The sequence below is a fragment of the Bacillus sp. Pc3 genome (assembly GCF_000815145.1).
GTDB classification, from domain to species: domain Bacteria; phylum Bacillota; class Bacilli; order Bacillales; family Bacillaceae; genus Bacillus; species Bacillus velezensis.
This window is the reverse complement of the sequence record NZ_CP010406.1, coordinates 3,283,041-3,295,055: the sequence shown is the minus strand read 5'-3', so window position 1 is coordinate 3,295,055 and position 12,015 is coordinate 3,283,041. Positions and strand designations below refer to the sequence as shown.

General features: G+C 48.7%; 10 protein-coding genes. 2 read left to right on the top strand and 8 right to left on the bottom strand.

What is annotated here, in order from left to right; all coding sequences use genetic code 11:
• Window positions 1–15 precede the first annotated feature (15 nt).
• The gene (locus SB24_RS15855) at window positions 16–690 is read left to right on the top strand and encodes a DUF2711 family protein (protein ID WP_039254306.1); all 675 of its coding nucleotides are present in this window, start codon (window positions 16–18) and stop codon (window positions 688–690) included.
• A gap of 138 nt (window positions 691–828) precedes the next feature.
• Here SB24_RS15855 and SB24_RS15850 read toward each other — a convergent pair whose 3' ends face one another.
• From SB24_RS15850 to zapA, 5 genes are all read right to left on the bottom strand, one after another.
• Entirely contained in the window at window positions 829–1,233 is a 405-nt protein-coding gene (locus tag SB24_RS15850; protein WP_003152541.1) for a DUF350 domain-containing protein, read from the bottom strand.
• Between the two features lie 16 nt (window positions 1,234–1,249).
• Complete coding sequence (locus SB24_RS15845) at window positions 1,250–3,607, bottom strand: endonuclease MutS2 (protein ID WP_015417955.1); 2,358 nt, start codon at window positions 3,605–3,607, stop codon at window positions 1,250–1,252.
• 20 nt (window positions 3,608–3,627) lie between these two features.
• Window positions 3,628–5,340 carry a DNA polymerase/3'-5' exonuclease PolX gene (polX, locus tag SB24_RS15840; protein WP_039254303.1) on the bottom strand — a complete coding sequence of 571 codons (1,713 nt, stop codon included), beginning with the start codon at window positions 5,338–5,340 and terminating at the stop codon, window positions 3,628–3,630.
• Between the two features lie 105 nt (window positions 5,341–5,445).
• On the bottom strand, window positions 5,446–5,979 hold the full coding sequence (locus SB24_RS15835) for a CvpA family protein (protein WP_003152534.1): 534 nt from the start codon (window positions 5,977–5,979) through the stop codon (window positions 5,446–5,448).
• 7 nt (window positions 5,980–5,986) lie between these two features.
• Complete coding sequence (gene zapA, locus SB24_RS15830; RefSeq protein WP_007408114.1) at window positions 5,987–6,244, bottom strand: cell division protein ZapA; 258 nt, start codon at window positions 6,242–6,244, stop codon at window positions 5,987–5,989.
• 133 nt (window positions 6,245–6,377) lie between these two features.
• On the opposite strand from zapA, the gene rnhC reads away from it, so the two are divergent.
• Complete coding sequence (rnhC, locus tag SB24_RS15825; protein ID WP_039254299.1) at window positions 6,378–7,319, top strand: ribonuclease HIII; 942 nt, start codon at window positions 6,378–6,380, stop codon at window positions 7,317–7,319.
• A gap of 36 nt (window positions 7,320–7,355) precedes the next feature.
• Here rnhC and pheT read toward each other — a convergent pair whose 3' ends face one another.
• From pheT to SB24_RS15810, 3 genes are all read right to left on the bottom strand, one after another.
• The gene (pheT, locus tag SB24_RS15820) at window positions 7,356–9,770 is read right to left on the bottom strand and encodes a phenylalanine--tRNA ligase subunit beta (RefSeq protein WP_012118137.1); all 2,415 of its coding nucleotides are present in this window, start codon (window positions 9,768–9,770) and stop codon (window positions 7,356–7,358) included.
• Between the two features lie 13 nt (window positions 9,771–9,783).
• Window positions 9,784–10,818, bottom strand: a complete 1,035-nt coding sequence (gene pheS, locus SB24_RS15815; protein WP_003152530.1) for a phenylalanine--tRNA ligase subunit alpha — start codon at window positions 10,816–10,818, stop codon at window positions 9,784–9,786.
• Between the two features lie 361 nt (window positions 10,819–11,179).
• Entirely contained in the window at window positions 11,180–11,926 is a 747-nt protein-coding gene (locus tag SB24_RS15810) for a TrmH family RNA methyltransferase (protein ID WP_039254294.1), read from the bottom strand.
• Window positions 11,927–12,015 lie beyond the last annotated feature (89 nt).

The following is a 12,015-nucleotide window of genomic DNA, read 5'->3' as shown; positions in this document are numbered from 1 at the left end:
CAGGAGGTGTTGAGCTTGCTGGAAACGCTGCATTTTGAAGAGGGAGTTCCTATCCTGCGCCAGCTGCCGAAGCCGTTTACGTCGGCCGCCTTTTTGCTTCATCCCTTTGTCCGGAAGCCTGATGGGTGGGAAGAGCAAAAGCGCACACGGCCTTATGAACATATTTATCCGAGTGATGAGGAGATCATCGCGATGGGCAGACCCGTTTCCTGGCAATCCGTCACGACCGTTTGCGGATTGCGCTCTGAAAAAGAGACGGCGCTTGCGCTTATGACTGCTGCCACGGCACTTCGGGATGAATATGAACATCCTGAATCCGCCAGGCTGTTTAATCGGCTTCATCCCGATCTGTACTTGCCAAGCGACGATGTCACTTCACCATTTTTAATTCCGGGACTTTTGGATGTGTTCCGTTCAAAAGGCATAAAGCGCTGCACTTATTATGAGCCGGTCGAAGAGAAAGGCATATTTTCACTCAATCAAACGGCAGCTTCGGATGTATGCGGACTGCTGCGGGCTGACATGATCATTGCCGACGAAAAACGGCGCGCCGCTTTTATGAGCCTATATGATTCTTTTACGACACTTTTTCTTATGGAAGATCAAGACATGCCGTCTGTCATCCGCGCCATGAGTTGGGAAGCCGTCATTTGCTCTGATACGGCCTGCATAAACTGGTATTCTCAATAAAAAAGGCCGCCGATTTTAGTTCGGCAGCCTTTTTTCAGTATTAAGATGTCATGACCAGATAAATAAGTCCGATGAACAGAAAAATTCCCGCTGCCGACAGCAGCACTTTCGCAAGCTTCTCCATTTTTCCCCGTCCCCTTAAATCCCGGCGGCCACCACAAATGACAGGCCGACTGAGATGACAAATGAAATAAAGCCGACAGCTCTGTTATCTTTTTCAATTTCTTTATCAATTTTAAACCGGGGCGTCAGAAATTCAAAGATAAAATAGCTGATTAAAAGCATAATAAATCCGTATACGCCCCAGCCGATCATTTGCAAAAGCGAATTATGCTGGGCGATGCTGTGCTGAAAGACATTTGCGATACCGAGAATTTTCCCTCCGGTCGCCATTGCCACCGCAAGATTGCCTTTTTGGATTTCCACCCAGTTTTTATAGGATGTCACCAATTCAAACACGGTCAGAAAAATGACGAGACACAAGACGGCTACACTGTAATAAGCCGCGATTTCAACAAGCTCATTTTCCCAAAAAGCATTCATGACGTTTACTCCCTTTTTATTTTAGTTCGACAATCGTTACGCCTGATCCTCCTTCTCCCGCTTCCCCGAACCGCGAGCTTTTCACGCTGCGGTGGTTTTTCAGAAGATCCTGCACCCCTTTTCGGAGGGCGCCCGTGCCTTTTCCGTGAATGATGGACACTCTCGGATAGCCGGCAAGCACCGCGTCATCTAAATATTTTTCGACGCGGCTGAGGGCGTTTTCGTAACGCTCTCCCCTGAGGTCAAGTTCAAGGGATACGTGATAATCCTTCCCTTTTACGGCGGTGATTGCTTTTTCTTTTTTCGGTTCAGGAGCCGATTTGAGAAACTCAAGATCTTTTTCCTTCACCTTCATTTTGAGGATGCCGATTTGGACGTTCCATTCTTTCTCGCCGGTTTTCTCAAGCAGCGCCCCTTTTTGTCCGAATGTGAGCACCTTTACTTCGTCGCCCGGCTTCAGCTCGCGTTTTTTCTCTGTTTTTCTTTCCGGCTGCTTTGATTTTTCAAAAGCCGGCATCGCGTCTCCGAGACGTTTTTTGGCGTCAATCAGCTCGTGTTCCTTAAAGGATCTGTGTTCTTGCTTGATGGACCGGAGTTCGCGGATGATCTGTTCGGCTTCTTTTGCGGCGGCTTCCAGTTTTTCCGCAGCTTTCTGTTCTGCTTCTTCCATCATTTTATCTTTTTGGGCGTTCAGCTCAATGATTTGCTGCTGAAGCTCTTTGTGCAGTTTTTCTGCTTCTTTTCTGATTGATTCGGTTTCAGAAAGCTCTTCATCCGCTCTTTTTTTGCTTTTTTCAAGCGATGCGATCATCAGATCGACTTCGTTATGTTCGGCGGTCATTTCTGACTTCGCCTGGCCGATGATATGCTCCGGAAGCCCAAGGCGTCTTGAGATTTCAAATGCGTTGCTTCGGCCCGGCACTCCGATCAGAAGCTTATAGGTAGGCGAAAGCGTTTCAATGTCAAATTCAACGCTGGCATTCATGACGCCTTGTCTGTTATATCCGTATGCTTTCAGTTCCGGATAATGGGTTGTCGCAAGCACTCTGGCGTTTGTCCGGTGAACTTCGTCAAGGATGCTCATGGCAAGCGCCGCTCCTTCCTGCGGATCTGTTCCGGCACCGAGTTCATCAAACAGCACAAGACTGTTTTCAGACACGTCTTTTAAAATATTGACGATATTGACCATGTGGGATGAGAACGTACTCAGACTTTGTTCGATCGACTGTTCATCGCCGATATCGGCAAACACATTGTCAAATACTGCTGCTTCCGATCCCTCATCAGCCGGTATGTGCAATCCTGCCTGCGCCATTATCGTCAGCAGCCCGAGTGTTTTTAACGTAACGGTTTTACCGCCCGTATTCGGTCCCGTGATGACGATCGTTGAATAATCTCCGCCCAGTTCAATATCGTTGGCCACGACTTGATCTTGGGGCAGCAGCGGATGGCGCGCTTTTTTCAGCCGGATAAAACCGTCTCCGTTCATGAGTGGTTTTGTCGCCTTCATCGCTTTTGCGTATCTCGCTTTGGCGAAAATGAAATCCAGTGTCTGCAGCACTTCCACATTTTGAGCGATTTCTTGTGTGTGTTCAGCCGTATGCTCCGTCAGCATCCGGAGAATCCGTTCGATTTCCTGTTTTTCTTTTACTTTCGCCTGCTGAAGCGAGTTGTTCATATCTACGATCGCCTGCGGTTCAATAAACAGTGTCGCACCGGATGAAGATGTATCGTGGACAATTCCGCCGTAGCTTGATCTGTATTCCTGTTTGACCGGGATGACAAAGCGGTCATTCCGAATCGTAACGATGGTGTCAGACAGCATTTTAGAAGCGGAAGATGAACGCAGCATCGATTCAAGCCGGTCTCTGACTCTTGATTCAAGTGTCCTGAGCTGCGTGCGGATTCCCCTTAAAGCGGGAGACGCATGATCAAGCACTTCACCATGGTCATCAATGCAGGAGTTAATCTCCCTTTCCAAATCGCCCAATGTAATCAGTTCTTCTGCATGGGCCTGTATCAGCGGAATGCCGACGCCGTCTTCTGTCATTTGGCTGATAAAATGCTTCATTTGTTTAACGGCATACAGCAGCCCGGACAATTCGGTGAATTCCGCCGGCGTCAGCACACTGCCGATTTCCGCCCGCCGTAAAGCGGATCTTATGTCGGTCAGACCGCCGAACGGAGCATGGCCTCTCAAGCGCATGACCGCGGATGCTTCTTCGACTTCATCCAGCTGTTTTTGGATGTCTGAGAGATCCGTCAAAGGTTTCAGCTGCAGAAGCTTCTCCCGGCCGAGCGATGAGGCGGCATGTGCGGTAATCTGTTCTTTTACTTTATGAAATTCAAGTGATGATAACACTTTTTGCTGCACGGTTTTGTGATCCTCCTTACTTAATCATTGCGCGTCAGAAATGCTTTGACCTCGTGTAGCGGCCGGGCGTTTAACACATGTTTTGTCTCCGTCCACCCTTTGCGCGCAGCGGTCACGCCCGTTTTCATATCATCGAGCATCTCGATATTATGGGCATCGGTATTAATGACCAAAGTCACACCTTTTTCATTTGCTTTGATCAGATGCTCAGTCCGTAAATCAAGGCGCGCGGGGTTTGCATTCAGTTCAAGCGCCGTATTTGTTTTGGCGGCGAGTTCAATCAGCATGTCGATGTCGACTTCATAGCCGGCCCGTCTGCCGATCAGGCGTCCCGTCGGGTGGGCGATAATGTCCACGTGCTTATTCGTCAGCGCCTGTTCAAGCCGTTTCATAATGACATGCTCCGGCTGGCTGAAGCTTGAATGAATAGATGCGATGACAAGATCCATTTCCGACAGAACACTGTCATCATAATCAAGTGAACCGTCGGGGAGAATGTCCATTTCTACGCCTTTAAAAATATGAAAATTTTCAAATTCAGCATTTAACGCGTCAATTTCTTCCGCCTGTTTTTTGAGCCGTTCGGCTGTTAAACCGTTGGCTACCTTTAAATATTGGGAATGGTCGGTGATCGCCATGTACTGATAGCCTTTTGCCATACACGCTTCTGCCATTTCTCTGATGGAAAAAGCGCCGTCACTCCAGGCTGAGTGCATGTGGAGATCGCCTTTTATCGCTTTATGCTCCACAAGATCCGTTTCTTCCCGGTACGTGTCGACCTCCTGACCGCTTTCTCTGAGCTCAGGAGGAATAAACGGCAGACCGAAGTGGGCGTAAAACGCTGCTTCGCTCGGGAATGTTTTGACGTCTCCCGTTTCTATGGTTTCTACTCCGTATTCACTGATCCGTTCACCGCGCTCTTTCGCAAGCTGGCGCATTTTAATGTTGTGATCTTTAGAACCGGTAAAATGATGGAGTGTGGTGGCAAACTGTTCCTCTGTCACAAGCCGGAAATCCACACTCGTCTCATATTCAAAGGTCAGGATGACTGATACTTTTGTATCCCCGCTCGCTATCACGTCTTTTACGTTCGGGAGAGAAAGAAGCTGTTCTCTGACAGCCTCCGGATGATCTGTAGCGATAATGTAATCCAGATCTTTTACAGTCTCCCGCGCTCTTCTGAGACTGCCGGCCCGGGAATATTTCTGAATATCCGTCAGCCGGGCCAAATGTTCTTCAATTACTGAAGCAATGCTGAGCGCATAGCCGATCGGAAACCGTTCCGGCTGTTTTCCGGCTTCTCCGAGAGCCTGGAGGATTTTCTCCTCCGTTTTTTTGCCGAAACCGGCGAGCCCCTGTACTTTTTGCTGCTCGCATGCTTCTTTCAACGATTCCGCGTCATGAACGCCCAGTTCCTGATACAGCTTGGCGATTTTTTTGCCGCCGAGGCCCGGAAGCTTCAAAAGAGGAACCAAGCCTTCCGGAACTTCTTTCTGCAATTGGAGAAGCGTGCCGGACACACCTTCCTGCATATATTCACGAATGACGCCGTAGGTGCCTTTTCCGATTCCGGATAAAGACATCATGTCGTCGATTTCCGACAGGCTGCGGTCATCCTGCTCAAGCGCCGCTGCCGCTTTTCGGAAGGCTGATATTTTAAACGGGTTGTCCCCTTTCAGTTCCATATAGACCGCAATCGTTTCAAGCAGCCTGATGATATCTTTTTTATGCATACTCTTAACCCCCAGTCGTTTCCTGCTTTTCATCATACAAATTTTTCTCCTCCGGCACAACTGACGCAGAGCTTGAAAAAAACTTCTCCGGTCAAGAGAAGTTTTTTATGCCCCGTACTGGGCCCACAGTTCTTGCAGGAGTCCTGACAGATACGGCGTATGATGTGTGATGATATTTGCAAGCGTCGATTGTGCGAGCATATCCTGAAGCGCGCTTACCGGCAGTACGGATGCGACGTATAACAGGATAAACGCAAATAAATAGACTTCCAGAAACCCAAGCACCCCGCCCAGCAGTTTGTTGATCTGTTTAATGACCGGAATGCCGGCGATGATATTAAGCGCCGCTCCGATAATCCGGAGCAGAATCTTTGCGATGATAAACAAAATGACAAACGCGATCGCGTTGTAATAAGCCGTCTCTACGTTTCCTTTAATAAAAGACAGAGCCGCCTGCCCGCCGGAAAAATCAGGCGCGGGTATAAAGCTCAGATGCGGGGCCAGATTTTTGTAAAAAAGCGCCGCAAACGCAATCGAGAGGATGAAACTCGTTAAATATATAAATTGGAGGATAAATCCTCTTTTTAATCCAAGCAATGTGCCCATTAAGAGCAAAACTAAGATGATGATATCTATCATATGGTGTTCATTCCTTTTCTTTAAGCTGCCGCTCCAGTATTTCATATTTTTCTTGCAGTTTCATATAATCATGCACGACATTGACCGCAGTCAATACAGCGAGCTTATTTATATCAAGATATGGATTTTTCTCGTTGATTTCTCTCATTTTATCATCAACCACTCCGGCCACATGGCGCATATGCGCTTTGCTTTCTTCCCCGATAATGGTGAAGTGCTGGCCGTAAATGTTTACTGTCGTTTTGGTTTTTTTGCCGTCAGACAACGTTTCTCCTCCATTCCGCGAGAATCCTAGTTCCTATCATACCACGATTATCGTTTGAATGGAAAGACGAGCCTCGGGCTGTTATGATACACTGGTATATACAGTGAAAAGTGCCAAAAAAGGAGATTATATCGTGTCCCATTCTGTTATAAAAGTATCCGCTTCCGCTATGGAACAAATGAAACAATCCTATGCCGGCTCCCTTACTCCCTCCGTTCCGCAGGGCGCCGTCTTCCAGGCCAAGCCTCCGGGCTGTACCATTACAGCCTACCGCTCGGGCAAGGTTCTCTTTCAAGGAAAAAACGCCGGCACAGAAGCGGCCCGCTGGGGAACGGCTGAGGCGCCGAAATCAAAGAAAACCGTCAAAAAAGCGGCCGACCCGCTTTACGCTCCCCCGGCGGGCATTGCCTCCATGTCAGTGATCGGCTCTGATGAAGTCGGAACAGGCGATTACTTCGGGCCGATAACGGTTGCCTGCGCCTACGCAGACAAATCAAAGCTCTCTTTAATGAAAGAACTCGGTGTGAAGGATTCGAAGGATTTAAAAGATCCGCAGATTATTGAAATCGCCAAACTGTTAATTAAAACCATCCCTTACAGCCTGCTTGTGTTAAAAAACGAAAAATACAATCAGATGCAGGAAAAAGGCATGAGCCAAGGAAAAATGAAGGCGCTCCTTCATAATCAGGCGATTTCCAATCTGCTGAAAAAAATGAACGGCGTTAAACCGGAAGCGATTCTGATTGACCAATTCGCAGACCCCGGCATCTATTTTAAGCATCTTTCCGGACGGGATATCGTAAAAGAAAAAACGTTTTTCAGCACGAAAGCGGAAAGCATACATCTTTCCGTCGCCGCAGCCTCTATCATTGCGCGATATTCTTTCTTAATTGAAATGGATAAGCTTTCCCGAGACGCTGGGATGACGATTCCGAAAGGCGCGGGGCCGCATGTCGATGAAGCTGCCGCCAAGCTGATCATCAATAAGGGAGAAGGTGCGCTCAGAACGTTCACCAAACTTCATTTTGCCAATACGCAAAAAGCGAAACGCCTTGTTGAACGGAAGCGGTCATAATAAAAAAGCTTGCAGAGTGATCTGCAAGCTTTTTCTTTATCCTCTTAATACGGCCTGATACGTTTCTTCCAGCGCTTTCAGCACGTTTTCATGTACTTTTGTCACTTCTTCTTCTGTCAATGTTTGTTCAGGGTTAACATATTGGAGCGAGAAGGCGACGGATTTTTTGCCTTCTTCCATATGCTCACCTTCGTACACATCAAATACGGTGACTTCTTTCAGCAGCGCACCGCCGGCTTCTTTGATCACGGCTTCGAGCTGTCCGCTTGTAACGGTTTTATCTGCCACAAGCGCAATGTCGCGCGTGACAGACGGGTACTTCGGAATCGGCGTATACACGACAGGTTCTGTTTCCTCGGTCAGAAGCGCGTGCAGATCAAGCTCGAACACATACGTTTCTTTGATATCCAGCTCTTTTTCCATTGCCGGATGCACCTGGCCGATAAATCCGGCAAGCGAACCGTTCAACAGAATGTTTGCCGTCCGGCCGGGATGCATGTTTTTGCGTTCTGACTGGACAAATTCAACCCGGTCTGACACATTCAATTGATGCAGCAGGCCTTCAACGATTCCTTTGGCGACGAAGAAATCAACCGGCTTTTTCTCACCCTGCCATAAATTTTTGCGCCACAATCCGGTTACAGCTCCGGCAACCCGTTCTTTTTCAACCGGTTTTGTGTTTTCTTCTTTCGTCAGAAATACAGAACCCGTTTCATATAAAGCAACGGAATCAGTCTGTCTGGCCAGATTGTATGAAACGGCTTCAAGAAGATTCGGCACGAGGCTGTGTCTGAGAATGCTTCTTTCTTCGCTCATCGGCAGAGCAAGCATCGTGTTGAATGATTTTTCGATCGCAAAAGCGGCCGCTTTTTTATCATTCGTTAATGAATAAGTGGTCGCTTGTGAAAGACCCGCTCCTTCAAGGAAACGTCTCACTTTCCGGCGTTTTGCCTGATACGGTGTCAAGCCGCCTGTCGTGCCGGCCGTTTCCGGAAGCGTGGACGGGATATTGTCATACCCGTACAATCTCGCCGCTTCTTCAATCAGGTCTTCTTCTATTCTAATATCTCCGCGGCGCGACGGCACTGTTACGACGAGAACGTCTTCAGCTTCACCGACTGCAAACCCGAGGCGCTTGTAAATGCTGATGATTTCTTCTTTAGCGATTGTCATGCCGAGCACGGCGTTCACTTTTTCAACAGACACGTGAATATTGTTTGCTTCGATTTTCAAATGGTTTTCTTCAACCGTGCCTGAGAGCACTTCTCCGCCGGCATATGCCTGAATGAGACTGCAGGCCCGTTCAGCCGCCAGCAAAACGCGGGCCGGATCAATGCCTTTTTCATATCTGGCGCTCGCTTCGCTTCTCAATCCGAGGTCTCTCGACGCTTTGCGGACGGTCTGTCCGTCGAAATAAGCGGCCTCCAGTAAAATCGCAGTGGTGTCTTCACGGACTTCAGACTCTGCTCCGCCCATGACTCCCGCAACGGCTTGCGCTTTTTTTCCGTTTGTGATGACCAAATGGCTGCTTGACAGCTTGCGCTCTTGTTCATCCAGCGTCACGATGGTTTCGTTTTCCGCCGCTTTTCTTACGACGACTTCTTTTGAACCGAACCGGTCGTAATCGAAAGCGTGAAGCGGCTGTCCGTACTCAAGGAGGACGAAGTTTGTAATGTCCACGACGTTGTTATGCGGGCGGATGCCTGCATTCATCAGCTTCGTCTGCATCCATAGCGGTGACGGGCCGATTTTGACGTTTTTAATGATTTTTGCGGCATAATGCGGATTGGCCTGCGTATCTTCAACCTTAACGGAAACAGCATCCGCCGCTTTTTCTGCCGCTTTTTCATATGAAGCCTCCGGAAGCTTTACCTCTGCGCCGAGGATAGCCGCAACTTCATAAGCCACGCCAAGCATGTTCATCGCGTCGGCGCGGTTCGGCGTTAAGCCCAATTCTAAAATCGCATCATCAAGCTGAAGGGCCGCCATTGCGTCAGCTCCCGTTTCAGCATCATTCGGAAAAACGAAAATGCCTTCCGCATATTCTTTCGCCACGAGCTTGCTTTCAATGCCGAGCTCCTGAAGGGAACAGATCATGCCGTGAGACGCTTCGCCGCGCAGCTTGGCTTTTTTAATTTTGAAATTGCCGGGAAGCACGGCTCCGACCGTTGCAACGGCAACCTTCTGTCCTTTATCAACATTCGGGGCGCCGCAGATAATCTGCACGGGTTCCTCCGCACCGATATCAACAAGGCATTTGTTGAGTTTATCGGCATTCGGGTGCTGTTCGCGCTCAAGCACGTGTCCGATGACAACGCCTTTTACGCCCTCCCCTTTATACTCGATACCCTCAACTTCAATACCGGCTCTCGTAATTTTTTCTGCAAGCACGGCCGGGTCGATTCCCTGCAAGTCAACGTAATCTTCTAACCATTTATAAGAAACAAACATGTGTATCCTCCTCTTACGCCTGTTTAAACTGCGAAATGAATCTGACATCATTGGTATAGAAATGGCGGATATCTTCAATGCCGTATTTCAGCATCGCGATACGTTCAACACCCATTCCGAAAGCAAAACCCTGGTATTCCTCAGGATTGAATCCAGCCATCTTCAGCACGTTCGGGTGAACCATGCCGGCGCCGAGAATTTCGATCCAGCCTGTTTTTTTGCAGACGGAGCAGCCTTGTCCGCCGCACTTAAAGCAGGTCACATCCACCTCGACAGAAGGCTCTGTGAATGGGAAAAAGCTCGGACGGAGCCTGATTTCACGATCTTGGCCGAACATTTTTTTGGCGACCAATTCAAGCGTGCCTTTCAGGTCGCTCATGCTGATTTTGCGGTCGACGACGAGACCCTCGATCTGCATGAACTGATGGGAATGTGTCGCGTCATCGTTGTCGCGGCGATACACTTTACCGGGACAAATGATTTTGACGGGGCCTTTTCCTTTATGCTTTTCCATCGTGCGCGTCTGCACCGGTGACGTCTGCGTTCTCATCAGCATTTCTTCTGTAATGTAAAAGCTGTCCTGCATGTCGCGGGCCGGATGTTCCTTCGGCAGGTTCAGCGCCTCAAAGTTGTAATAATCCGTTTCCACTTCAGGGCCTTCTTCGACGGTATATCCCATGCCGATAAATAAATCTTCAATTTCTTCAATAACGACCGTCAGCGGATGGCGCCCGCCGATGTTTACCTGACTGCCCGGCAACGTGACGTCAATCGTCTGGCTGCTGAGTTTTTTATTCATTTCTTCTTGTTCAAGCTGTTCATTTTTCGCCGTAATGGCTGCTGCAATGCGCTCTCTCACTTCATTGGCGAGCGCTCCCATTTTCGGGCGCTCTTCGGCGGACAGTTTGCCCATGCCGCGGAGAACTTCTGTAATCGGCCCTTTTTTTCCGAGATATTGCACCCGAATGTCGTTAACTTCTTTTAATGAACCCGCCGCTTCTACTTTTTCTGCAGCTTCCAGTTCGAGCTGTTTAAGCTTCTCTTCCATCATGCATCCTCCTTTTATGTAAACCAAACCGTTCTATGCCTTTTTCAGAAAACAAAAAAACCCGCCCCTTGAGAGAAGGGACGAGTTGTGGCCGCGGTACCACCCTTTTTAAGGCAGACTTCATCTGCCGACAGCTTCATTGACATAACGGAAACGATCGTTCCGGTTCACCTTTACGCGCGTTTGGCGCGGTCCCGGTGACAACTCGAGAGGTGAAAATCAATTTTTGTGCTGCGATAAAAATGCTTTCAGTCAGCGGCATTTTCTCCCTGGAAGGCAGTGTGTGCAAAAATTGACGTCCTCTGTCACGGTTTTTACATTATTGCTATCTATTATAGTGAAATCCAAGGCTTTTCGCAACCTATCCTCTGAGATGATAAACGAGGATGGCGGCCGCTACCGCTACATTCAGCGATTCCGCCTGTCCATACAGCGGAACGTACAGGTTGAGATCGGTTTTTTGCAGAAGGCCGGCGTCCACTCCCGCCCCCTCGTTCCCGACGATCAACGCGAACGATTCTTCAGGCTTCACGCTTTGATAAGCCGCACCGTTTTCAAGCGCCGTGCCGTAGATCGTGACGCCTTGTGATTTCAGCTCAGCGGTGAACTCATCAAGCGGACGTTTCAAAATGGGAATATGAAAATGAGATCCTTGTGCTGAACGCAGCGTTTTTCCATTGTACGGGTCTGCTGTTCCCTCACCAAGGACAACGGCGTCGATTCCCGCCGCATCTGCCGTTCTGATCATTGTTCCTAAATTCCCCGGATCCTGCACGGCATCAATCAGAAGCAGCCGCTTCAGCTGATCAGGCTGCCTATCCGGCATATGGCAGACCGCGGCGATCCGCTGCGGCGTTTCTGTTTCCGTCACGGCTGAAAACGCGTCTTCGCTCAGCACGTAGCACGGAATGCTCATGTCCAGATCGGCCGGGATGGCGCTCTCATCGTTTACGAGAATTTCTTTTACCGTTCCCTTTGATTTGAGCGCTTCTTCTGCCAGATGCTCTCCTTCTATCAGAAATGTATACGTTTTAAGTCTCTCTTTTTTTGTGTGAAGTTTTTTCCAGTCCTTCACTTTTTGGTTTTTTGCAGAGTCGATTCGTTTCACTTTATGTCTGTGCTCTCCTTTTTTCATGCATGTTGTTATTATATCTTAAGAACAGCACATAATAAACCGCGTGCGCGGTAAGAATATGC